The organism is Tatumella sp. UBA2305, assembly GCF_002345795.1.
Classification (GTDB): Bacteria; Pseudomonadota; Gammaproteobacteria; order Enterobacterales; family Enterobacteriaceae; genus Tatumella; species Tatumella morbirosei.
In genome coordinates this window covers 40,513-63,532 of sequence record NZ_DDVT01000019.1, presented here as the reverse complement: position 1 = coordinate 63,532, position 23,020 = coordinate 40,513, and the positions used below count along the sequence as shown (strand labels likewise).

At 50.3% G+C, this 23,020-nt stretch carries 21 protein-coding genes and 1 tRNA gene; 21 read left to right on the top strand and 1 reads right to left on the bottom strand.

Features of this window, described 5'->3' with window-relative positions; translation table 11 throughout:
• Positions 1 to 123 precede the first annotated feature (123 nt).
• Positions 124 to 198: transfer RNA gene (locus B3Z23_RS12225), tRNA-Gln, on the top strand.
• A 214-nt stretch (positions 199 to 412) separates the two neighbouring features.
• On the opposite strand, the gene ubiF is transcribed toward B3Z23_RS12225, so the two are convergent.
• Positions 413 to 1,585: a 3-demethoxyubiquinol 3-hydroxylase gene (gene ubiF / locus B3Z23_RS12220; RefSeq protein ID WP_294910369.1), complete on the bottom strand. Its 1,173-nt coding sequence runs from the start codon at positions 1,583 to 1,585 to the stop codon at positions 413 to 415.
• Positions 1,586 to 1,756: 171 nt separating this feature from the next.
• Here ubiF and miaB point away from each other — a divergent pair, with 171 nt between their 5' ends.
• The 20 genes from miaB to ybeD all read left to right on the top strand — a co-directional run bounded on the left by miaB (position 1,757) and on the right by ybeD (position 22,999).
• The gene (gene miaB, locus B3Z23_RS12215; protein WP_038019516.1) at positions 1,757 to 3,181 is read left to right on the top strand and encodes a tRNA (N6-isopentenyl adenosine(37)-C2)-methylthiotransferase MiaB; all 1,425 of its coding nucleotides are present in this window, start codon (positions 1,757 to 1,759) and stop codon (positions 3,179 to 3,181) included.
• A 195-nt stretch (positions 3,182 to 3,376) separates the two neighbouring features.
• A complete protein-coding gene (locus B3Z23_RS12210; RefSeq protein ID WP_294910367.1) occupies positions 3,377 to 4,429 on the top strand; it encodes a PhoH family protein in 1,053 nt (350 codons plus the stop codon).
• Positions 4,426 to 4,905 (top strand): rRNA maturation RNase YbeY, encoded by a 480-nt coding sequence (gene ybeY / locus B3Z23_RS12205; protein WP_294910364.1) that lies wholly within the window; start codon positions 4,426 to 4,428, stop codon positions 4,903 to 4,905. The genes B3Z23_RS12210 and ybeY overlap by 4 nt, the downstream gene beginning before the upstream one ends.
• 86 nt (positions 4,906 to 4,991) lie before the next feature.
• On the top strand, positions 4,992 to 5,873 hold the full coding sequence (gene corC, locus B3Z23_RS12200; RefSeq protein WP_294910362.1) for a CNNM family magnesium/cobalt transport protein CorC: 882 nt from the start codon (positions 4,992 to 4,994) through the stop codon (positions 5,871 to 5,873).
• 6 nt (positions 5,874 to 5,879) lie between these two features.
• Positions 5,880 to 7,412, top strand: a complete 1,533-nt coding sequence (lnt, locus tag B3Z23_RS12195; RefSeq protein WP_294910359.1) for an apolipoprotein N-acyltransferase — start codon at positions 5,880 to 5,882, stop codon at positions 7,410 to 7,412.
• Positions 7,413 to 7,827: 415 nt separating this feature from the next.
• On the top strand, positions 7,828 to 8,736 hold the full coding sequence (locus B3Z23_RS12190; RefSeq protein ID WP_294910357.1) for an amino acid ABC transporter substrate-binding protein: 909 nt from the start codon (positions 7,828 to 7,830) through the stop codon (positions 8,734 to 8,736).
• A 150-nt stretch (positions 8,737 to 8,886) separates the two neighbouring features.
• A complete protein-coding gene (locus tag B3Z23_RS12185; RefSeq protein ID WP_294910355.1) occupies positions 8,887 to 9,627 on the top strand; it encodes an amino acid ABC transporter permease in 741 nt (246 codons plus the stop codon).
• On the top strand, positions 9,627 to 10,304 hold the full coding sequence (gene gltK / locus B3Z23_RS12180) for a glutamate/aspartate ABC transporter permease GltK (RefSeq protein ID WP_294910352.1): 678 nt from the start codon (positions 9,627 to 9,629) through the stop codon (positions 10,302 to 10,304). Before B3Z23_RS12185 ends, gltK begins: the two co-directional genes overlap by 1 nt.
• The gene (locus B3Z23_RS12175; protein ID WP_038019089.1) at positions 10,304 to 11,029 is read left to right on the top strand and encodes an amino acid ABC transporter ATP-binding protein; all 726 of its coding nucleotides are present in this window, start codon (positions 10,304 to 10,306) and stop codon (positions 11,027 to 11,029) included. The genes gltK and B3Z23_RS12175 overlap by 1 nt, the downstream gene beginning before the upstream one ends.
• Positions 11,030 to 11,289: 260 nt before the next feature.
• On the top strand, positions 11,290 to 13,872 hold the full coding sequence (gene leuS / locus B3Z23_RS12170) for a leucine--tRNA ligase (protein WP_294910349.1): 2,583 nt from the start codon (positions 11,290 to 11,292) through the stop codon (positions 13,870 to 13,872).
• Positions 13,873 to 13,886: 14 nt separating this feature from the next.
• Entirely contained in the window at positions 13,887 to 14,483 is a 597-nt protein-coding gene (gene lptE, locus B3Z23_RS12165; RefSeq protein WP_294910346.1) for an LPS assembly lipoprotein LptE, read from the top strand.
• A complete protein-coding gene (gene holA / locus B3Z23_RS12160; protein WP_294910473.1) occupies positions 14,483 to 15,514 on the top strand; it encodes a DNA polymerase III subunit delta in 1,032 nt (343 codons plus the stop codon). The genes lptE and holA overlap by 1 nt, the downstream gene beginning before the upstream one ends.
• Positions 15,507 to 16,151 carry a nicotinate-nucleotide adenylyltransferase gene (nadD, locus tag B3Z23_RS12155; RefSeq protein ID WP_294910345.1) on the top strand — a complete coding sequence of 215 codons (645 nt, stop codon included), beginning with the start codon at positions 15,507 to 15,509 and terminating at the stop codon, positions 16,149 to 16,151. Before holA ends, nadD begins: the two co-directional genes overlap by 8 nt.
• Before the next feature lie 92 nt (positions 16,152 to 16,243).
• Complete coding sequence (rsfS, locus tag B3Z23_RS12150) at positions 16,244 to 16,561, top strand: ribosome silencing factor (protein ID WP_038019511.1); 318 nt, start codon at positions 16,244 to 16,246, stop codon at positions 16,559 to 16,561.
• A 3-nt stretch (positions 16,562 to 16,564) separates the two neighbouring features.
• Complete coding sequence (gene rlmH, locus B3Z23_RS12145; protein WP_038019080.1) at positions 16,565 to 17,035, top strand: 23S rRNA (pseudouridine(1915)-N(3))-methyltransferase RlmH; 471 nt, start codon at positions 16,565 to 16,567, stop codon at positions 17,033 to 17,035.
• 35 nt (positions 17,036 to 17,070) lie between these two features.
• Positions 17,071 to 18,975: a peptidoglycan DD-transpeptidase MrdA gene (mrdA, locus tag B3Z23_RS12140; protein WP_294910339.1), complete on the top strand. Its 1,905-nt coding sequence runs from the start codon at positions 17,071 to 17,073 to the stop codon at positions 18,973 to 18,975.
• 2 nt (positions 18,976 to 18,977) lie between these two features.
• Entirely contained in the window at positions 18,978 to 20,096 is a 1,119-nt protein-coding gene (mrdB, locus tag B3Z23_RS12135) for a peptidoglycan glycosyltransferase MrdB (RefSeq protein ID WP_414716486.1), read from the top strand.
• 10 nt (positions 20,097 to 20,106) lie between these two features.
• On the top strand, positions 20,107 to 21,312 hold the full coding sequence (rlpA, locus tag B3Z23_RS12130; protein ID WP_294910336.1) for an endolytic peptidoglycan transglycosylase RlpA: 1,206 nt from the start codon (positions 20,107 to 20,109) through the stop codon (positions 21,310 to 21,312).
• Between the two features lie 117 nt (positions 21,313 to 21,429).
• Entirely contained in the window at positions 21,430 to 22,641 is a 1,212-nt protein-coding gene (gene dacA, locus B3Z23_RS12125) for a D-alanyl-D-alanine carboxypeptidase DacA (protein ID WP_294910333.1), read from the top strand.
• A 94-nt stretch (positions 22,642 to 22,735) separates the two neighbouring features.
• Positions 22,736 to 22,999, top strand: coding sequence for a DUF493 family protein YbeD (gene ybeD / locus B3Z23_RS12120; RefSeq protein WP_038019064.1), 264 nt, complete (start codon positions 22,736 to 22,738; stop codon positions 22,997 to 22,999).
• The last annotated feature ends 21 nt before the right edge of the window (positions 23,000 to 23,020 follow it).

Here is a 23,020-nt window from a genome sequence, read left to right as displayed (position 1 = left end):
CTTTGAGTTCCCTAAATCGAAGATGGGATATCGCCAAGCGGTAAGGCACCGGTTTTTGATACCGGCATTCCCTGGTTCGAATCCCTGCACCCCAGCCAATTTTATAATTAAAAAAGCACCAAATGGGGTGTCGCCAAGCGGTAAGGCACTGGTTTCTGATACCAGCATTCCGGGGTTCGAATCCCTGCACCCCAGCCATTTTGAAAGCTCACTTAGGTGGGCTTTTTTCTTTTTTACCTCTTTCTTCATTGTTCCGCACGGCTCTCTGAACCTTCCGGCTAAAAAACTTTATTACTGCCAGCAAAGCGCCTCTGTCAGCTTCCGATGCATCCTGCGTCAGACGTAAAAAAAACGACCCGAAGGTCGTTTTAGTTTCCGCTGAGCTGACTGGTATTGCCGTATCATCGCGTGATTATAATCCCAGAGCATAACTGAGGGCCTTTTTCTTTAACCACCCTCCGCGCTGAGCAACCATCAATCCCAGATTTCTCGCCAGCATCAACGGATGGCTCTGATTACTAAATGCCAGATAGAATAAATCCATCCCGTTCTGCATCAGAAGATTATCTTTGTAGCGTTTACGCTGGTAGCGTTTCAGTGCCGACATCTGCCACCATTCACTGCCGGTACCTTTTGCGTCGGCCAGTACCTCAATCAGTGCATCCACATCCCGGTAACCCAGGTTAACGCCCTGCCCCGCCAGAGGGTTAATGGTATGAGCCGCATCCCCCACCAGAGCCAACCCCGGGCGAACATACTGGCTGGCATGACGTCGGGTCAAGGGAAATGCGCCCGCAGACAGCACTCTGACTTTACCCAGTCGTGACGGGAAATGACGGGAAACTTCTTCCGTGAGTTGTTCCGGTGTCATTTTTACTAGCTGGCGAATACGCGACACACTGTCGTACCATACCAGAGAAGCAAAATTTCCATATAGCGGCAGGAAAGCCCTTGGCCCCTGCGGGGTGAACTGCTGCCAGGTGCTGTCACCCGGGGGGGCTTCGCATTCCACCGAAATCAACATGCAGGATTGTGAATAGTCCCAACCACTGACGCCAATCCCTGCCTGGCGGCGAACCTGTGAATTGGCCCCGTCAGCCCCGGTCCACAGTCGGGTGGTTAACTGCTGATGATTATCCAAAGTCAGTTGCCAGGAATCCCCCTGATATTCCGCGGAAGATACGGCCGCCGGACAAATCACCGTGATGCCCTGATCCTGCATTTTTTCCCACAACGCCCATTGCAGGACACTGTTCTCCACCATATAGCCTAATTCGGGTAACCCGAGCGAGGCCGCATCGAATACTGCGTGGGCATTTTGCCACTCCCAGGTTTCCAGACGGCGATAAGGCGCACAGCGCATCGCGACAATAGCCTCCCAGACTTCAAGTTCTTTCAACAGAGCGACAGATGCGGCACCTATCGCTGAAATCCGTACATCCGGTGGGCGCAGGGAGTCAAAAGGACGTGGCTGCTGATGTTCGATGACTGCCACTCTGAAGTGATGTCTGGCCAGACCACAGGCCAGTGCGGCACCCACCATGCCTGCACCGGTGATAACCACGTCAAACTGCTGTTGCTGCATGTTATTATCCTTCCCAAGACTGATACCCGCTGATGCCCGGGTAACGTTACTCAGGACAGTGTACCGGAAAATTCTCTGACAATCAGAAAAGCCGCTACACTGGTCACAACAGCAGCAAAGCATTACAATGTGTCGCCTGCACATCCTTGCACTGAATTAATGGCCAGTTTGATGACAAAAAAATTGCATATTAAGACCTGGGGCTGTCAGATGAATGAGTATGATTCATCTAAAATGTCAGACCTGCTGAACACTACCCATGGCTTTACGCTGACCGAAAATGCGGAAGAAGCCGACGTATTGTTGCTCAATACCTGTTCCATCAGGGAAAAGGCCCAGGAGAAAGTGTTCCACCAGCTGGGACGCTGGAGAACACTGAAAGAGAAGAATCCGGACCTGATTATCGGGGTCGGAGGTTGTGTTGCTTCCCAGGAAGGTGACCATATTCGTCAGCGCGCCCATTATGTGGACATTGTTTTTGGTCCGCAAACTTTGCACCGCCTGCCGGAAATGATTAACAGCGTCCGGGGTGACCGCAGCCCGGTAGTCGATATCAGTTTCCCGGAAATTGAAAAATTCGACCGTTTACCGGAACCGCGTGCCGATGGCCCGACGGCTTTCGTCTCCATTATGGAAGGCTGTAATAAATACTGTACTTTCTGCGTGGTGCCTTATACCCGTGGTGAAGAAGTCAGCCGTCCAAGCGACGATATTCTGTTTGAAATTGCCCAACTGGCAGCCCAGGGCGTACGTGAGGTCAATCTGCTTGGCCAGAACGTTAACGCCTATCGCGGTGAAAACTTTGACGGTTCAGAGTGCAGTTTTGCTGACTTATTACGTCTGGTGGCCGCTATTGATGGGATCGACCGCATTCGCTTTACCACCAGCCACCCGATTGAATTTACTGATGACATCATCGATGTCTATCGTGATACTCCGGAGCTGGTCAGTTTCCTGCATTTGCCGGTACAAAGCGGTGCCGACCGTATCCTGACACTGATGAAACGTGCCCATACCGCACTGGAATTTAAGGCTATCATCCGTAAACTGCGGGTGGCCCGTCCGGATATTCAGATCAGCTCAGATTTTATCGTCGGTTTCCCGGGTGAAACCAGCGAAGATTTTGAAAAGACAATGAAACTGATCGCTGATGTTAATTTCGATATGAGCTTCAGCTTTATTTATTCTGCCCGCCCGGGTACGCCGGCAGCGGATTTGCCTGATGATGTCAGCGAAGAAGAGAAAAAACAGCGTCTGTGGGTATTGCAGGAACGAATCAACCAACAGGCCATGGCCTGGAGTCGTCGGATGCTGGGAACCGTTCAGCGTGTACTGGTTGAAGGTACCTCCCGTAAGAATCTGATGGAACTGTCCGGTCGCACCGAAAATAACCGTGTGGTTAACTTCGAAGGGACTCCGGAGATGATCGGTAAGTTTGTTGATGTCGAAATTGTCGATGTTTATCCGAACTCACTGCGTGGTGTGGTAGTACTGACCGAGAAAGATATGGGGCTGCGAGTCACTGAATCACCGGCCTCTGTCATTGCCCGTACCCGTAAAGAGAATGAATCCGGCGTTGGTGTCTGGCAACCCTGATTGGCCTGTCTGTTGCGGCTGCACTCTGTTGCCGCAAATTTATCTACCCGGGGCTGGAATTTCCCGATCCAGCCCCGATATCTTGTTATACCATTGCATCTCTCGCAAACAGCATAAATACTTTGCTATGTCTCCTTGAATCAGAAGGAACATTCGTTGCTGACTAACCGGCCCTAAGCGCCCCATAGGATTACTTTGAATATCGAAACCCGCGAAATTGCCCTCGAACCCGCAGACAATCAACGTCTGCTCAGTCTGACCGGCCCTTTTGACGATAATCTGAAACATCTGGAGCGTCGACTGGGGATAGAAATTAACCGGCGTGATAACCGTTTTACGTTGTCAGGGAAACCTCTGTGCGTCGATGCCGCAGAACATATTCTGAAGACATTGTATGTCGATACTGCCCCGGTCCGTGGTCAGAATAAAGATATCGATCCTGAAGATATTCACCTGGCCATCAAAGAGAGTCGGGTTCTGGAACAGAGCGCGGAGAGCGTGCCGGACTATGGTAAAGCAGTCAACATACAGACCCGACGTGGTGTGATAAAACCGCGCACACCTAATCAGGCCAGCTATATTGCCAATATTCTGGATCATGATATTACTTTTGGCATTGGTCCTGCCGGTACCGGTAAAACTTATCTGGCAGTAGCCGCCGCCGTCGATGCACTGGAACGCCAGGAAATTCGGCGTATTTTGCTGACCCGCCCTGCAGTCGAGGCCGGTGAGAAGCTGGGCTTTTTACCGGGGGATCTTAGCCAGAAGGTAGACCCTTATCTGCGCCCCCTTTACGATGCCTTGTTCGAAATGCTCGGCTTTGAACGGGTTGAAAAACTGATTGAGCGTAATGTTATTGAGGTCGCTCCACTGGCTTATATGCGTGGGCGCACCCTGAACGATGCCTTTATCATCCTGGATGAGAGCCAGAACACGACCATCGAGCAGATGAAAATGTTTCTGACCCGTATCGGCTTTAACTCTAAAGCGGTGATCACCGGCGATGTGACACAAATCGACTTACCCCGAAACGCCCGTTCCGGACTGAAACATGCGATTGAAGTATTGTCCGGGGTCGAAGAACTCAGTTTTAATTTCTTCCACAGCGAAGATGTGGTACGTCACCCTGTTGTTGCAAGGATTGTGGTGGCCTATGAAGCCTGGGAAGAAGCAGACCAGAAACGCCGTGAGCGCCTGGCTGAAGAGCGTAAACGTGATGCGCTGTCCACCCCTCAGGAGAATGTATGAGCAGTACCGTAACACTGGATTTGCAGAATGTCTGTGAAAAACCTCAGGGGTTGCCCGATGAAGCGTCATTTTTGCGCTGGCTGACGGCAGCGGTTTCGCTGTTTCAGCCGGAGAGTGAAGTCACTATCCGGCTGGTGGATGAAGCCGAAAGCCATGAACTGAACCTGACTTATCGGGGAATGGATAAACCCACCAATGTGTTGTCGTTCCCGTTTGAGGCACCGCCAGGTATCGACAACCTGCCGCTACTTGGCGACCTGATTATCTGCAGACAGGTCGTAGAGCGGGAAGCCGCAGAGCAGCAGAAGTTGCCCGAGGCCCACTGGGCACATATGGTCGTACATGGAACTCTGCATCTGTTAGGCTATGACCACATCGAAGATGAGGAAGCTGAAGAGATGGAAGGGATAGAAACTGAGATAATGCTTGCTATGGGCTATCCTGACCCGTACATTTCCGAGAAAGACATCGATTGATGTCCGGCTAACCCCGGCCCCCTGCTGTCAGTGTCGTTCCCTGACAGCGTAAAATTCAAATACAGTGAGTACTAAATAAATACGCCATGAGCGATGACCATTCTCAAAACAGCGACACCCCCGGTAGTAAAAAGGGATTCTTCTCATTACTGATTAATCAACTGTTTCACGGTGAGCCGCAAAACCGTGATGAATTACTGGAGTTAATCCGTGATTCTGAACAGAATGAGTTGATTGACCAGGATACCCGCGACATGCTGGAAGGCGTGATGGAAATCGCCGAGCAGCGGGTACGAGATATTATGATCCCCCGCTCCCAGATGATCACCCTGAAAAAAGAGCAGTCACTCGAAGAGTGCCTGGACGTGATTATTGAGTCTGCACACTCCCGGTTCCCTGTGATCAGTGAAGATAAAGATCATGTGGAAGGTATTCTGATGGCCAAAGATTTACTGCCCTTTATGCGCAGTAATTCTGCTCCGTTCAGTATTGCTGATGTCCTGCGCCCTGTGGTGGTCGTGCCGGAAAGTAAACGTGTCGACCGCATGCTGAAAGAATTTCGCTCACAGCGCTATCATATGGCGATCGTCATCGATGAATTTGGTGGTGTTTCGGGACTGGTGACCATCGAAGATATTCTTGAACTGATCGTCGGGGAAATTGAAGATGAGTACGACGAAGAGAATGACAGCGATATTCGCCAGCTCAGTCGCCATACTTATTCGTTGCGGGCCCTGACTCCGATAGAAGACTTCAACGAACTGTTTGGTACCAACTTCAGCGATGAAGAAGTTGATACCATTGGCGGTCTGGTCATGCAAAGCTTCGGCCACCTGCCTGCCAGAGGCGAAAGTATTACCCTGGAAGGTTATCAGTTTAAAGTGGCGATGGCCGACCGACGTCGGATCCTGCAGGTTCATGTAAAAATTCCAGACGATGCGACTACACCTCAACCGGAAGACGAATAACAGCCTATGACGGCACTCAATCAGTTACTCTGGCAACAGAAAATACGCTTGTTGCTGGCTTTACTTACGGGTGCCGTTGGCACCCTGGCATTCTCGCCTTATGATTTCTGGCCTGCGGCTCTGTTATCCCTTACGGGACTACAGGCATTAACGTTGAAACGCTCTACTCCACAAGCGCTGGCCATTGGCTTTGTCTGGGGGATGGGACTGTTTGGTTCAGGAGTTAACTGGGTATATGTCAGCATCGCGACCTTTGGCGGCATGCCAGGCCCGGTGAATATCTTTCTTGTCGTTTTGCTGGCAGCCTGGCTATCTCTGTTTCCGATGCTGTTCAGCGCCGTGCTGAACCGGTTTTGGCCAGCAGCAAGCCTGACCCGCCTGGTTCTGGCTGCACCCGCATTGTGGCAGGTGACTGAATTTTTACGAGGCTGGGTTCTGACCGGATTCCCGTGGCTGCAGTTCGGTTACAGCCAGATAGAAGGTCCCCTGAAAGGTCTGGCACCCATCGCCGGGGTAGAGAGTATCACTCTGGTATTGATGGTCATCGCCGGGCTGATTACCTATAGCCTGCTACAGAGAAATCTGCGGGCGTTGCTGGTTGCCGTAGCCATTCTGGTTATTGGCTGGCCGTTGCGCTACCTGCAATGGTATCAGCCACAATACGACCGCAAGGTTTCGGTCGCGTTAGTTCAGGGCAATATTCCCCAGTCGATGAAATGGGACCCTCAACAACTACAGTCCACACTCAACACTTATCTGCGTCTGACCCGTCCGCTACTGGGTAATTCTAAAATTATCATCTGGCCAGAGTCTGCAATCACAGACCTTGAGACCAATCAACAGCCCTTCCTGACTCAGTTGGATCAGGTACTGCGCAATCACGGAAGTACACTGGCAACCGGCATTGTTGATTCAAGATTGCAGGCGGATAACCGTTATCATGATTACAACAGTGTTGTCGTGTTGGGTAACCCACAGCCTTACAGTTATCAGAGCCAGGATCGCTATCAGAAAAATCACCTGGTACCCTTTGGCGAATTTGTTCCTATGGCCAGTCTGCTCAGGCCACTGGCTCCATTTTTCGATTTACCGATGTCCGGGTTCAGTCGTGGCAAGTATGTTCAGCCCCCCTTAAATCTTGATGGTTATCAGCTAACCACTGCTATCTGTTACGAAATCGTCCTCGGTGAACATGTCAGAGATAACTTCCGCCCCGATACAGATTTTCTGCTGACGGTGTCTAATGATGCATGGTTTGGTCACTCCATCGGTCCATGGCAACATCTGCAAATGGCAAGAATGCGTGCTCTGGAGCTTGGCAGGCCCCTGCTAAGAAGCACCAATAACGGTGTTACCGCTATCGTGGACGCACAGGGTAATATTACCCGTGAAATCCCACAATTCCATGAAGGTGTCCTGCAGGCTGAAGTGACCCCGACACGGGGAATCACCCCTTACGCCCGTACCGGTAATCTGACCGTCTGGCTGATATCGGCGTTCGCCGTTGCCACTGCACTGGTCTTCCGCCGCCGCCTTTAAACCAGCTGCCGGAGCCTGACTCCGGCAATTATCCTCTTTGCTTCTGTCCGTCCTTGTTCCCATAAACTTCGCTCTATCACCGTCATGGCCTGCGCTCTTCATTGAACCTGTAATGATTGTCTTTCCTGTTTCACTGATGGCATACATATTGCTTAATGATTAGCGATGCTTAGAAACACACTGAAACAGCCTGGTGCAGCATGATTTGCACCAATATCGTGCAAACACCGACAACTGATGGTTAGTTATGCATATTATTGTTCAGATTGCGTTCATTATCTCAGTTAAGAAACAATAACGTTTCATTTCATTAACAATGAGCTAAGGTAAAACTGTAACCAGTTACAGCAAACTCACTCAATCATCTATTTCTGCCTCCCGCTGCCTGAAGACGGGAGACAAAAGGAGCCCGGATATGAAATTACGGAAACTGGCCCTTGGCCTTGCGATCACTGGTATTCTGTCTGGTGTGGTATATGCTGCGGATACCCCTTCAGCCCAATCCCCGACGCTCGATAAAATTGCTAAAAACGGCGTCGTTGTGGTGGGCCACCGCGAGTCATCTGTGCCCTTTTCTTACTACGATAATCAACAGAAAGTCGTGGGTTATTCACAGGATTATTCCAACGCCATTGTCGAAGCGATTAAAAAGAAACTGAATAAACCCGATCTGACGGTAAAAATGTTACCAATCACCTCACAGAACCGTATCCCGTTGCTGCAAAACGGAACCTATGATTTTGAATGTGGTTCAACGACCAACAACCTGGAGCGGCAAAAGCAGGCTGATTTCTCGGATACTATTTTTGTTGTCGGTACACGACTGCTGGTAAAAAAAGGCAGCCCGATTAAAGATTTCCCCGATCTGAAAGGTAAAACGGTAGTGGTGACCTCCGGAACCACTTCAGAAATTCTGCTGAATAAACTTAATGATGAGAAAAAAATGGGTATGCGGATCATCAGTGCCAAAGATCATGGCGATTCGTTCCGTACTCTGGAAACAGGCCGCGCCGTCGCGTTTATGATGGATGATGCTTTACTGGCCGGTGAACGAGCTAAGGCTAAAAAACCTGCAGACTGGGTGATCGTCGGTACACCTCAATCCCATGAAGCCTATGGTTGTATGCTGCGCAAAAATGATCCTGAATTTAAACAACTGATGGACAGCACCATTGCACAGGCACAGACCTCAGGTGAAGCCGCCAAATGGTATGATCGCTGGTTCAAACAGCCTATTCCGCCAAAAAATATGATTATGAACTTCGACATGTCAGAAGACATGAAAGCGTTGTTTAAATCACCTAATGATAAAGCACTCAACTAACCACAACCCTGAAAGCAATTAAGTGCTTCAGAAGTAACTGAAGCTTCTGACGCCACCGCACACACACTATTGTGCCAGCGGTGGCGTCAATATGGCTGAGTTCATCAGTCTTCGGGGTAGCGATGCTATCCTTTTTACCGGGAGTTGATTATGGGCACAAACTGGAACTGGGGGATATTTTTTGAACAGGCCCCATTCGGCAATACCACTTATCTGGGTTGGTTATGGTCCGGTTTCCAGGTCACGATTGCTGTCTCGTTATGTGCATGGGTGGTGGCATTTCTGGTCGGTTCGCTGTTTGGAATTTTGCGTACCCTGCCGAATCGCTTTTTGTCAGCCATCGGTGCCTGCTATGTCGAGCTGTTTCGTAACATTCCACTGATTGTTCAGTTTTTCTTTTGGTATCTGGTTGCTCCGGAGCTGGTGGGGGAGAAACTGGGGATGTGGTTTAAATCTGAACTTGACCCAAATATTCAGTTTTTCATCAGTTCCGTGATTTGCCTGGGGCTATTCACTGCTGCCCGCGTGTGTGAGCAGGTCAGAACCGCTATCCAGTCACTGCCGCGTGGTCAGAAAAATGCCAGTATGGCACTGGGTATGACACTCCCACAGTGTTACCGCTACGTATTATTGCCCAATGCTTACCGTATCATCGTCCCCCCTATGACTTCAGAAATGCTCAACCTGGTGAAGAACTCAGCCATTGCCTCGACTATCGGGCTGGTGGATATGGCTGCGCAGGCAGGTAAATTACTGGACTACTCTGCGCATGCCTACGAGTCGTTCACTGCCATTACTGTGGCTTATATCATTATTAATGCTGCCATCATGCTGGCCATGAGTCTGCTGGAACGCAAACTGCGCTTACCTGGCCATATAGGGAGTAAATAATGTATTCATTTGACTGGAGCTCCATTCCGCCAAGCCTGCCATTCCTTGCTGACGGAATGATAGTGACGCTTAAAATTACCGTCTGTGCCATCGTCTTTGGCATTCTTTGGGGCACATTACTTGCCGTTATGCGTTTGTCCGGAGTCAGGGTCATTAGCTGGCTGGCCCGATTATATGTCAATCTTTTCAGGGCAGTACCGCTGGTCATGGTGCTTTTGTGGTTTTACCTGATAGTCCCCGGGTTTCTGCAATCGGTACTCGGTTTGTCACCGAAAACCGATATCCGGCTGATTTCCGCAATGGTGGCATTTTCGCTATTTGAAGCCGCCTACTATTCCGAGATCATCCGCGCAGGAATTCAGAGTATTGGCAAGGGGCAGTCCGGCGCGGCACTGGCTTTAGGAATGACCCAGTGGCAGGCCATGCGGTTGGTGATTCTGCCACAGGCTTTCCGTGCCATGGTGCCATTACTGCTAACCCAGGGGATAGTGCTGTTTCAGGATACTTCCCTGGTTTATGTCCTGAGCCTGGCTGACTTCTTCCGTACCGCCTCCACCATCGGCGATCGGGATGGTACCCAGGTAGAAATGATACTGTTTGCCGGTCTGGTCTACTTTGCTATCAGTCTGAGCATTTCACTGCTGGTCAGTTATATAAAAAAGAGAAGGGCCGTCTGATGATTAACCTGAAAAATGTTTCTAAATGGTATGGTCACTTTCAGGTGCTGACAGACTGCACCACGGAAGTTAAAAAAGGTGAGGTTGTGGTGGTATGCGGCCCGTCAGGGTCGGGGAAATCAACACTGATCAAAACAGTGAATGGTCTGGAGCCGGTTCAACAGGGAAGTATTCTGGTCAACGGTACTGAAGTCAATGATCGGAAAACTAATCTGGCGAAACTGCGCAGTAAAGTAGGCATGGTATTCCAACACTTTGAACTGTTTCCGCATCTGAGTATTGTCGATAACCTGACGCTGGCTCAGGTGAAAGTCCTGGGCAGAAATAAAACAGAAGCCCGGGAGAAAGGACTGAAACTCCTGGCCAGGGTCGGGCTGGCAGCTCATGCAGAGAAATTTCCCGGACAGTTGTCTGGCGGACAACAACAAAGGGTGGCAATAGCCAGAGCACTTTGTATGGACCCCATTGCTATGTTGTTTGATGAACCTACGTCGGCACTGGACCCGGAGATGATTAATGAAGTGCTGGATGTCATGGTAGAGCTGGCCAATGAAGGCATGACAATGATGGTTGTCACCCATGAAATGGGCTTTGCCCGTAAGGTAGCAAACCGGGTCATTTTTATGGATGAGGGAAAAATTGTCGAGGATTCTGACAAGGATGCATTTTTTAATCATCCTGCTTCAGACCGGGCCAAAGATTTCCTGGCGAAAATAATTCACTAATCTTCAGTTCTGGCATTTCACTGCGGCGGTGGTGAAATGCCGGTATTTCCGGGGCAGCAATCGCTTTTTGCTTGCAGGTGTTGTTCTTCAGCCCTGAAATACTCCGTTTTCTACCGCTGCCCCCCACCGGTTTCCCGGATAAATCTCCTCCCGGAGTCATGCGGGTGTTGTTGCGCACCGGGCTTATGGGTATGCTATGCGGATCGTAGAAAAATCACTGCAGTTAGCTTCGCGCAATTCAACAAGGACCACAGGCTGCCATGCAAGAGCAATACCGCCCGGAAGAGATAGAATCTAAAGTCCAGAAACACTGGCACGATCAGGAAACCTTTAAAGTCACTGAACAGGAAGGGAAAGAGAAGTACTACTGCCTGTCAATGTTACCCTATCCTTCTGGTCGTCTACACATGGGACACGTGCGTAACTACACCATCGGTGATGTTATTGCCCGTTATCAGCGACTGCTCGGGAAAAATGTTCTGCAGCCGATAGGCTGGGATGCTTTCGGTCTGCCTGCTGAAGGAGCTGCGGTGAAAAATAATACCGCCCCTGCCCCGTGGACCTACGAAAATATTGCCTACATGAAAAACCAGCTGAAACTGCTGGGTTTTGGTTATGACTGGAGCCGTGAGCTGGCCACCTGTCAGCCGGAATATTACCGCTGGGAACAGTGGTTCTTCACCAAATTATTCGAGAAAGGCCTGGTCTACAAAAAAACCTCAGCGGTGAACTGGTGCCCAAATGACCAGACCGTACTGGCGAATGAACAGGTTATCGAAGGCTGCTGCTGGCGTTGCGATACCAAAGTTGAACGTAAAGAAATCCCGCAATGGTTCATTAAAATTACCGCCTACGCAGAAGAGTTATTAAATGACCTGGATACGCTGGAAGGCTGGCCTGAACAGGTTAAAACCATGCAGCGCAACTGGATCGGTCGTTCCGAAGGGGTTGAAATCACCTTTGATGTCGCCGACAGCAGCGAAAAACTGACCGTTTATACGACCCGCCCCGACACTTTTATGGGTGCGACTTATGTGGCTGTCGCCGCCGGACACCCGCTGGCGCAGCAGGCTGCGGTGAATAACCCAGACCTGACAGCATTTATTGATGAATGCCGGAATACCAAAGTTGCCGAAGCTGACATGGCAACAATGGAGAAGAAAGGTCACCCGACCGGGACGTTTGTGGTTCACCCGCTGACCGGTGAAAAATTACCGCTATGGGTCGCTAACTTTGTCCTGATGGAATATGGCACCGGTGCGGTGATGGCAGTCCCTGGCCATGACCAGCGTGACTGGGAATTTGCCCGTAAATATGACCTGCCGATTAAAGCGGTGATCCTCAACGAAGATGGCAGTGAGCCGGACATTTCTGAAGCAGCAATGACCAGCAAAGGAACTCTGTTTAATTCTGCACAGTTCGATGGTCTCTCTTATCAGGACGGTTTTAATGCCATTGCCGATGCACTGGCCGCCAAAGGTGTAGGCGAACGTAAAGTCAACTATCGTCTGCGTGACTGGGGTGTTTCCCGTCAGCGTTACTGGGGTGCACCGATCCCCATGGTGACTCTGGAAGACGGTACCGTTATTCCGACACCTGAAGACCAGCTGCCAGTAATTCTGCCGGAAGATGTCGAAATGAATGGCATCACCAGTCCGATCAAAGCCGATCCTGAGTGGGCGAAAACTACCGTCAACGGTCAGCCGGCACTGCGCGAAACAGATACCTTCGATACCTTTATGGAATCTTCATGGTACTACGCACGCTACACCTGTGCTGATTATGATAAAGGAATGCTGGACCCGGCGGCGGCCAACTACTGGCTGCCGGTGGATCAGTATGTAGGTGGTATCGAGCATGCCATCATGCACCTGATGTATTTCCGTTTCTTCCACAAGTTATTACGTGATGCAGGTCTGGTGAACTCCAGTGAACCAGCCAGGCGCCTGTTATGTCAGGGAATGGTTCTGGCGGATGCCTTCTACTACACCGGTGCCAGTGGAGAGCGTAACTGGGTTTCCCCGGTCGATGTCTCAGTGGTACGCGATGACAAAGGCCGGATTACCAGTGCAACAGACAAAGACGGTCGTGAAGTGACTTATGCCGGTATGAGTAAGATGTCAAAATCTAAAAATAACGGTATTGACCCACAACTGATGGTTGAGCGCTACGGTGCTGATACCGTACGTCTGTTTATGATGTTTGCTTCTCCGGCAGATATGACTCTGGAATGGCAGGAGTCCGGAGTTGAAGGCGCTAACCGCTTCCTGAAACGTGTCTGGAAACTGGTTTACGATCACAGCAGTAAAGGGAGCGCTCCGGCTCTGCAGGCTGATGTACTCAACGAAGACCAGAAGGCACTGCGTCGCGATGTTCATAAAACTATTGCTAAAGTATCGGATGATATTGGCCGTCGTCAGACATTTAACACCGCCATTGCTGCTATCATGGAACTGATGAATAAACTGCTGAAGGCGCCTCAGGATACCGATCAGGATCGGGCACTGATGCAGGAAGCTTTGGATTCTGTGGTCCGGTTGCTGTATCCATTCACTCCACATGCCTGCTTTGAATTGTGGCAGACACTGGGTCACACAGACACTATCGATAATGCCGCATGGCCGGTCGCTGACGAGAGTGCCATGGTTGAAGACTCCTTACTGGTGGTGGTTCAGGTGAATGGTAAAGTTCGTGGTAAAATTACTGTCCCGGTCACCGCAACCCAGGAGCAGGTTCAGGCACTGGCTGCTAAAGAACATCTTGTGGCAAAATATCTGGAAGGTGTGACTGTACGTAAAGTTATTTACGTTCCGGGTAAACTGCTTAACCTGGTCGTAGGTTAAGCGCAGGAGGCAATGTGCGACAATTTTTTTCAACCCTGATACTTGCGGTGGCCGTGTTGGCCACCGCAGGCTGTGGTTTTCATACCCGCGGGACGACACAGATCCCGAAGGAAATGCAGGCCATGATTTTAACCAGTAATGATCCCTATGGCCCTCTGGCCAGAACCGTGCGTCAGGAATTACGGTTAAATGCGATTACCCTGGTTGATGATAGTGCTGACCGACGTAATAGCATTCCGTCATTACGTCTTGAGGCAGAAAATACCGGTCGCTCTACTGCCTCTGTCTTCATTGATGGTACCGCTGCTGAGTATCAGCTGCACCTGACCGTGACAGCACAGGTCCTGTTACCGGGTAAAGGAATCTATCCATTGAGTACTACGGTCTACCGGACTTTCTTTGATAACTCCGCGGTTCCGCTGGCGAAGGATTCTGAGCAGGACATGATTTATCAGGAAATGCGGGTACGGGCTGCTGAGCAGCTGGTTCGGCAGTTAATCGCGGTACACGCGGCACAGCTCAACACAGCAGAAACTTTGCCAGCCCCGGAAACGATCACATCGCACTCCGGTCAGCAGAGTAATACTGCAGGTTCCGCGACCTCACAATGATGATCAGGATTTACCCTGAACAGCTCGCCGCGCAACTCTCAGAGGGATTGCGCGGCAGTTATTTTCTGTGTGGCAATGATCCCTTACTCCGTCAGGAGAGCCATGATGCCATTATCGCGGCTGCCCGACAGCATCAGTTTCTCGAAAATCTCAGATTCAGTGTGGACAACCACACTGACTGGGATGCCCTTTTCACTGCCTGCCAGTCCCTTAGCCTGTTCACCCAGCGTCAGACACTGACACTCGAGATGCCGGAAAATGGCCCGGCCACGGCACTGGCCACCCGGCTGTTACAGCTGGCCGAAATGCTGCACAGTGATCTGATACTGATTGTCCATCTGAATAAGCTCTCTAAGGCTCAGGAAAACAGCCAGTGGTTTAAAGCCCTGTCCGGCAACGGAGTCATGGTACCCTGTACGACCCCGGAACAGGCGCAACTTCCACGTTGGGTGAGCCAGCGTTGTACCGCACTCGGCCTGTCGGTGGACCCACAGGCCATCAATTTATTGTGTTACTGCTATGAGGGTAATCTGCTGGCGCTTTCACAGGCGCTGGAGCGTTTATCTTTATTGTGGCCGGAAGGCCAACTCACCTTGCCCAGAGTCGAGCAGGCAGTCAATGATGCCGCTCATTTTTCCCCGTATCATTGGGTGGATGCGATTCTTGGCGGAAAAAGTAAACGGGCGTTGCATATTCTGCAGCAACTGCAAAAAGAAGCTGTTGAACCCGTCATTCTGCTAAGGACATTACAACGCGAAGTCATGACACTGCTTCGTTTACAGCAGGACCGGGTCTCTCAGCCGGTTCGTCAACTGATGGACCAGCACCGTATCTGGCAAAACCGCAGGCCGCTGTTTAGTACAGCCCTGCAACGGCTGAATAAATCACGGCTTCATCAGTCAATCCGTCTGCTGGCCGCTATCGAACGGATGATCAAACAGGATTTCGGTAGTGATGTCTGGTCGGCACTCAGTACTCTGACGCTGCAACTCTCTCTTGACCAAAGTTCACCGGCACTTGATCATGTCTGAACTTCATGCGCTGTTTGGCGGCACCTTCGATCCTGTTCATTATGGTCATCTGCATGCGGTGGAAGCTCTGGCCGCACATACCGGGTTGCATAAAGTCACATTGCTGCCCAATAATCTGCCGCCTCACCGGCCTCAGCCGGAAGCCAGTGCAGAACAACGTCTCGCGATGTTGCGTTGTGCCATCGCTGACTTACCTTTATTTGAGATTGATGACCGGGAATTGCGGCGTAATGAGCCGTCCCGGACAGTCACCACTCTGGAAATGTTACGTGCCGAACGCGGATCCTCACAGCCCCTGGCTTTTATTATTGGTCAGGACTCTTTGCTGACGCTGAATACCTGGCACTGCTGGCAGGAACTGACATCATTATGCCACTTGCTGGTCTGCCGTCGTCCTGGCTATCAGCACTCCCCTGAATCTCCTGAACTACAACACTGGATCAACCAGCATCTGACCCATGATATACAACAATTACATCAGCAACCTTCAGGACTGATCCTGCTGGCGGATACTCCGCTATACTCAATATCAGCGACCGAAATCCGTCAACGTCGTCATGCAGGTCTTTCCTGTGCGGATTTGTTACCGCAACCGGTGATAAACTACATCGACCAGGCTGGCTTATATCGCGATTGATTGTGGCATGCTATACTGCGCCGCTTCAAATTCAGCCGGTCGGCAGAAACGACGGGCATTCTGTTTTGTCAGTTCATCACGAGGGGAACCTTTTGCAAGGCCAGACACTCCAATCCTTTGTTATCGATAAAGTCGATGACCTTAAAGCTCAGGATATCATTGCTATTGATGTCCGGGGGAAATCCAGCATCACCGATTGTATGGTTATCTGTACCGGTACGTCCAACCGCCACGTCGTGTCCATTGCTGATCACCTGGTCCAGGAATCACGCGCAGCCGGCGTCAGCCCGCTGGGCACCGACGGTAAAGAGAGCGGTGACTGGGTGGTTGTCGATCTCGGTGAAGTTATTGTCCATGTGATGCAGGAAGAAAGCCGCCAGTTATACGAACTGGAAAAACTCTGGGGCTGATGAGTGAAACTGCAACTTGTCGCCGTCGGTACTAAAATGCCTGACTGGGTGCAGACCGGATTTATGGATTACCTGCGCCGTTTCCCCAAAGATATGCCGTTTGAACTGACTGAAGTTCCTGCCGGTAAACGGGGTAAAAATGCAGATATTAAACGCATTCTTGAAAAAGAAGGCGATGCAATGCTGGCTGCTGTCGGAAAAGGTAACCGGATTGTCACTCTTGATATCCCTGGGCACCCCTGGGAAACCCCACAGCTGGCACAGCAACTGGAACGCTGGAAACAGGATGGTCGGGATGTCAGCCTGCTCATCGGCGGGCCGGAAGGACTGGCTCCCGCCTGTAAAGCTGCCGCCGAACAAAGCTGGTCTTTATCAGCGCTTACACTCCCTCACCCGCTGGTGCGTGTTCTGGTCGCAGAAAGCCTCTACCGGGCGTGGAGTATTACTACCAACCACCCTTATCACCGCGAATAGCCCGATAAGGTAACTTCCGGACTGACAGGCCGCGGATGAATTTAACCAGAAGTGCTTTCAGGGATTACAGTGCCGAACAACAATTGTTCGCCAGACGGGCGTTAATTGCTTTTCTCGGCATTTTTATGCTGAGTGCGATTCTGGTGTTTAACCTCTGGCATCTGCAAATTCTGCATTTTGATGATTACAGTACCCGGTCGAATCAGAACCGTATTAAACTGGTCCCGGTCGCCCCCAGCAGGGGAATCATTTACGATCGGAACAAAATTCCGCTGGCAGTCAACCGGACCATCTACCAGGCTGAACTGATTCCTGAAAAAGTGGCTAATCTGTCACAAACTTTACGTGAGTTACAGGCCGTCCTGAATTTAAGCCAGGAAGATCTTGATGCGTTTGAAAAAGAACGTAAACGTTCCCGGCGTTTTACTTCTATCCCACTGAAAAGTAATCTTAACGATTTACAGATAGCCCGTTTTTCCGTCAATCAATATCGTTATCCCGGGGTTGAAATTAAAGGGTATCAGCGGCGCTATTATCCTTATGGCGCTACCCTGACCCATGTTGTGGGATACGTTTCCAAAATCAATGATCGTGATGTCCAGCGGCTCGATCAGGAAGGAAAAACCGGTAACTATGCGGCGACTCATGATATCGGTAAATTGGGTATTGAGAGTTACTACGAAGATACACTGCACGGGAAAACAGGTTATGAAGAAGTCGAGGTCAATAATCGTGGCAGGGTAATTCGTCAGCTAAATCAGGAGCCACCGGTTGCTGGTCACGATATCTACCTGAGCCTTGACCTCAGGCTACAACAATATATTGAAACGTTGTTACAGGGCAGTCGTGCCGCGGTGGTTGTGACCGATCCCCGCAACGGCGAAATACTCGCAATGGTTTCAAACCCGAGTTACGATGCCAACCTGTTCGTTAACGGTATTTCGTCTACCGACTATAAAGGACTCCTGACCGATCAGAACCGTCCTTTGTACAACAGGGCCATCCAGGCTGCCTATCCGCCAGCCTCCACGGTAAAACCTTATGTCGCTGTTTCAGCATTATCCGCAGGTGTAATTAATCGTAACACCTCATTATTTGATCCTGGCTGGTGGCAACTGCCTGGCACCGATAAGCGCTATCGCGACTGGAAAAAATGGGGTCATGGCCGGCTAAATGTCACGAAATCTCTTGAAGAATCTGCTGATACTTTTTTCTATCAGGTCGCCTATGATATGGGGATCGACCGGTTGTCAGAATGGATGCAGAAATTTGGTTATGGTTCCCGTACCGGGATTGATTTACCCCAGGAAAGTGCCGGCAATATGCCGACCCGTGAATGGAAGTTACGCCGGTATAAAAAACCCTGGTATCAGGGAGATACCATTCCGGTGGGAATAGGCCAGGGTTACTGGACAGCTACACCGTTGCAGATGAATAAGGCATTGATGACACTGATTAATGATGGTGTGGTGAAAGTCCCTCATTTTTTGGTAGCCGAAAGCCGCGGCTCTGAAATTATTCCTTTCCGTCCGGCTGAGGCAGGTCGCATCGGTGAAATCGATTCGGGTTACTGGGAAATTGCTAAAGATGGCATGTATGGCGTCGCGAACCGGCCAAATGGCACAGCCCGTAAAAGTTTTGAAAATGCTCCGTACAAAATAGCGGCCAAATCGGGTACCGCCCAGGTGTTTGGTCTGAAAGAAAATGAAACCTACAATGCCCATCGGATTGCTGAGCGACTCAGGGATCATAAGCTGATGACAGCCTTTGCGCCATACGATAATCCACGGGTTGCTGTCACTATGATTTTAGAAAACGGTGGTGCGGGTGCCGCAGTCGGCACCATTATGCGGCAGATTCTGGATCACATTATGCTGGGAGATAACAACACAGACCTCCCGCAGGCTGCACCGCTTCCTCCAGGTTACGAAGGTGAGTAATTATGTCTTTGAGTGATAGTCCACAGAAGAATTCGATCTGGACCCGTATTCATATCGATCCTCTGTTTGTACTGATAATTTTTGCCCTGCTCACCTATAGCGGATTTGTGATCTGGAGCGCCAGTGGTCAGGATCCCGGGATGATGGAACGTAAGCTGGGCCAGATAGCAATGGGAGTTACCCTGATGCTGGTGCTGGCTCAGGTTCCGCCACGTGTTTATGAAAGCTGGGCGCCCTACCTGTATATCCTGAGTATTATCCTGCTGGTGGCTGTTGATGCCTTTGGACATATCAGTAAAGGGGCGCAGCGCTGGCTTGACCTTGGCTTTATTCGTTTTCAGCCTTCTGAGATAGCCAAAATCGCTGTTCCTCTGATGGTAGCCCGGTTTATTAACCGGGATGTCTGTCCGCCGACACTCAAAAATACCGCATTAGCATTGATACTGATTTTTTTACCGACTCTGCTGGTGGCCGCTCAGCCAGACCTCGGTACGGCTATTCTTATTGCAGCTTCAGGACTGTTTGTACTGTTCCTGTCTGGAATGAGCTGGAAACTGATTGCCATTGCGCTAATACTGGTTGCTGCCTTTATCCCTATTCTGTGGTTCTTTCTGATGCACGACTATCAGCGTGACCGGGTGATGATGTTGCTCAATCCGGAAAGTGATCCGCTGGGGGCTGGATACCATATTATTCAGTCAAAAATTGCTATTGGATCGGGCGGCCTTCACGGTAAAGGCTGGTTGCACGGCACACAGTCACAACTTGAGTTTTTGCCTGAACGCCACACTGACTTCATTTTTGCGGTACTGGCAGAAGAGTTGGGGCTGGTAGGTGTACTGGCATTACTGGCACTGTATCTGTTATTAATTATGCGCGGGCTGGTGATTGCAGCCAAAGCACAAACGACCTTTGGTCGTGTGCTGTCCGGTGGCATCATGCTGATATTATTTGTCTATGTCTTTGTTAATATTGGTATGGTAAGTGGTATTTTGCCGGTTGTAGGTGTTCCGCTACCGTTAATCAGTTATGGCGGTTCAGCACTGATTGTATTAATGGCAGGATTTGGCATCGTAATGTCGATCCATACTCATCGAAAAATGTTATCAAAAAGCGTTTAAGAGGCGATACATGCGTAAGGAATTGCTGATCAGTATTGGACTGGCATCGTTAGTGTTGGCGGGGTGTTCCGGCAACCAGGAGCAACAGTATGCGGCTCCTCCTCAACCCGCCTGGACTGGCCCTGTGGTCGAAATTCCAGGGGTACAGCCAAAGTATGAAGCATTGATCCCATCAGCTAATCAGGATTATAAGGTCAATGGTTCCAGTTATACCGTAGTAAAAGATACCTCTAATTTTAGCCAGGTAGGCCTTGCCAGTTCTTATGGTCAGGAGTCTGCCGGAAATACCACTGCCTCAGGAGAAGCCTTTGATCCCAATGCTTACACTGCGGCCTCCCCTGTCCTGCCAATTCCCAGCTATGCCAGGGTAACTAACCTGGCTAACGGTCGCCAACTGGTGGTTAGAATTAATGACCGTGGTCCTTTTGTTCAGGGGAGAATCATTGACCTGTCTTCATCTTCAGCGAATCGCCTGAATATCTCTGACAACACCCGCGTGCGTGTCGATCCCATTATCGTGTCACCGGACGGAACATTATCCGGTCCGGGCACAGTGGGAACTAAAGTCGCCATCCAGAGTTATGATCTGCCGGCACGGCCAAATCTTGACAGCCCGATGCCATCAGCCCCTACCGTAGGTGGCAGCAGTACTGCATTGCCTGAAACAGCACCTGCGGCAGGAAATAGTGATGCTCAGAGTAACGTAATGCCAGTGTCTAACAGTAGCCTGCAAACGAATAACAGTATGGGTGCACCGGTACACAGCAATGGTTTCCTTGGTGCACCACAACCCCTGGCTAGTGGTGTTCTGGAATCCGACACCCCGGCGGCTCCGGCTACTGCCACAGCACCAGCCCATACGGCACCACAATCAGAAGCGGCTGCAGAAGCTGCTGCGGTAACAGCACCAGACCCCGGTCCCGTCTTTTCACCCGTGCCTGCAGCCAAAACACCGGTAGCTAAAGCCCCTGCGGTTACTGCCGGCGAAGGTCATGGATTTGTGGTTCAGGTGGCAGCTATCAATGACCAGCAACGTGCGACACAACTGGCCCAAAAACTGGGGGAGCGTTTTGGCGTTACCGGCCGTACTGAAGTCGTCAACGGAAATGTCTATCGTGTTCAGTTGGGCGGTTATACCGATCGCAAGCAAGCCGTCGCGTTACAGCAACGGTTAGCAAGTGATCAGATCGCTTCATTTGTGACCACCGCGCATTAATTTTCCCTTTACTGCGTGTAAAAGCATAAACTTAAGTAAAGCAGGATGCCTGCCAGTCAGGCATCCTGTTATAGTTTGTGACAAACATTCCTGTCCGCAGATAAAGTTATTCTAAAAATGAACAGAAAGACCTCTTGTAATTTATTTTCTAAATTCAGCGCAGTATCTCTGGCCGTGTTACTGTTGAGTCACTCAGCTCTGGCTGATGAAGTTAATTTAAAAACCATGATCCCGGGTGTACCGGACATCGATGCGGAAGCCTATATTCTGATCGATTATAATTCCGGTACTGTGCTGGCCGAGAAGAATGCCGATTCCCGCCGCGATCCCGCAAGCCTGACAAAAATGATGACCAGTTATGTCATTGGCCAGGCAATAAAAGCGGGTAAAATTCATCAGGATGATATGGTTACGGTGGGCCAGGATGCCTGGGCAACCGGTAATCCTGTGTTTAAAGGTTCATCGCTGATGTTTCTGAAACCGGGTGACCGGGTTCCTGTTTCACAACTCACCCGGGGCATTGTGCTGCAATCCGGTAATGATGCCTGTGTCGCTATGGCTGACTATGTTGCCGGTTCACAGGACGCCTTTGTCGGACTGATGAATAACTATGTTAAGGCTCTGGGGTTAAAGAACACTTATTTTAAAACGGTCCACGGACTGGATGCCGAAGGTCAGTACAGCTCAGCCCGCGATATGGCACTTATCGGCCGTGCACTGATCCACGATGTTCCTGAAGAGTATGCTATCTATAAAGAGAAGGAATTTACCTTCAATAATATTCGTCAGACTAACCGTAACGGGCTGTTATGGGATACCAGTCTGAATGTCGATGGCATAAAGACCGGCCATACAAATTCAGCCGGCTATAATCTGGTGGCCTCAGCCACAGAAGGACAGATGCGGCTGATTTCCGCTGTCCTGGGCGGGCGTACCTATAAAGGCCGTGAAACCGAAAGCAAGAAATTGCTGACCTGGGGATTCCGCTTCTTTGAAACAGTGTCACCGCTAAAAGCCGGAAAAGATTTCGCGTCAGAGCCGGTCTGGTTTGGTAATAGTGATCTTGCTCAGCTCGGTGTAGAAAAAGATGTCTGGCTGACTGTACCGCGAGGTCGGGCTAAAGATCTTAAAGCAAGTTATGTACTGAATAATACTGAGCTGCATGCTCCGTTGGCTAAAAATCAGGTCATCGGCACCATTGACTTCCAACTGGATGGTAAAACAATTGCCAAAGAACCTCTGGTCGTACTGAATGAGGTGAAACAGGGTGGTTTCTTTAGCCGGATAATCGATTATATTAAACTGATGTTCCGCCACTGGCTGGGGTAACCTGGTGGGTTGAATTCCCCGTCCCCGCCCCAACATAATAAAGTATTACCATGCCCCCGAATTTTCGGGGGCATCTTTTGTTCACGGAGTCACTATGAAAACCAAACTTAATGAATTGCTCGAATTCCCTACCCCGTTCACCTATAAAGTTATGGGGTTAGCACAGCCAGAGCTGGTTGATCAGGTGATTGAAGTAGTGCAACGCCATGCCCCCGGTGATTACTCACCGGATGTAAAACCAAGCAGCAAAGGCAATTATCACTCAGTTTCTATTACGATTAACGCGACTCATATCGAGCAGGTCGAGACGCTTTACGAAGAACTCGGCAATATCGAAATTGTTCGTATGGTGCTGTAATCCCCTGCGCCGGGTAATGGC

What these genes read in the sequence shown, in the direction of transcription:
- corC (WP_294910362.1), top strand. Translation starts at nt 4,992, where the DNA reads ATGAGCGATGACCATTCTCAAAACAGCGACACCCCCGGTAGTAAAAAG.
- B3Z23_RS12175 (WP_038019089.1), top strand. Translation starts at nt 10,304, where the DNA reads ATGATTAACCTGAAAAATGTTTCTAAATGGTATGGTCACTTTCAGGTG.
- mrdA (WP_294910339.1), top strand. Translation starts at nt 17,071, where the DNA reads ATGAATTTAACCAGAAGTGCTTTCAGGGATTACAGTGCCGAACAACAA.
- dacA (WP_294910333.1), top strand. Translation starts at nt 21,430, where the DNA reads ATGAACAGAAAGACCTCTTGTAATTTATTTTCTAAATTCAGCGCAGTA.
- gltK (WP_294910352.1), top strand. Translation starts at nt 9,627, where the DNA reads ATGTATTCATTTGACTGGAGCTCCATTCCGCCAAGCCTGCCATTCCTT.
- B3Z23_RS12185 (WP_294910355.1), top strand. Translation starts at nt 8,887, where the DNA reads ATGGGCACAAACTGGAACTGGGGGATATTTTTTGAACAGGCCCCATTC.
- rlpA (WP_294910336.1), top strand. Translation starts at nt 20,107, where the DNA reads ATGCGTAAGGAATTGCTGATCAGTATTGGACTGGCATCGTTAGTGTTG.
- ybeY (WP_294910364.1), top strand. Translation starts at nt 4,426, where the DNA reads ATGAGCAGTACCGTAACACTGGATTTGCAGAATGTCTGTGAAAAACCT.
- leuS (WP_294910349.1), top strand. Translation starts at nt 11,290, where the DNA reads ATGCAAGAGCAATACCGCCCGGAAGAGATAGAATCTAAAGTCCAGAAA.
- mrdB (WP_414716486.1), top strand. Translation starts at nt 18,978, where the DNA reads ATGTCTTTGAGTGATAGTCCACAGAAGAATTCGATCTGGACCCGTATT.
- nadD (WP_294910345.1), top strand. Translation starts at nt 15,507, where the DNA reads ATGTCTGAACTTCATGCGCTGTTTGGCGGCACCTTCGATCCTGTTCAT.
- miaB (WP_038019516.1), top strand. Translation starts at nt 1,757, where the DNA reads ATGACAAAAAAATTGCATATTAAGACCTGGGGCTGTCAGATGAATGAG.
- B3Z23_RS12190 (WP_294910357.1), top strand. Translation starts at nt 7,828, where the DNA reads ATGAAATTACGGAAACTGGCCCTTGGCCTTGCGATCACTGGTATTCTG.
- holA (WP_294910473.1), top strand. Translation starts at nt 14,483, where the DNA reads ATGATCAGGATTTACCCTGAACAGCTCGCCGCGCAACTCTCAGAGGGA.
- ybeD (WP_038019064.1), top strand. Translation starts at nt 22,736, where the DNA reads ATGAAAACCAAACTTAATGAATTGCTCGAATTCCCTACCCCGTTCACC.
- lnt (WP_294910359.1), top strand. Translation starts at nt 5,880, where the DNA reads ATGACGGCACTCAATCAGTTACTCTGGCAACAGAAAATACGCTTGTTG.
- ubiF (WP_294910369.1), bottom strand. Translation starts at nt 1,585, where the DNA reads ATGCAGCAACAGCAGTTTGACGTGGTTATCACCGGTGCAGGCATGGTG.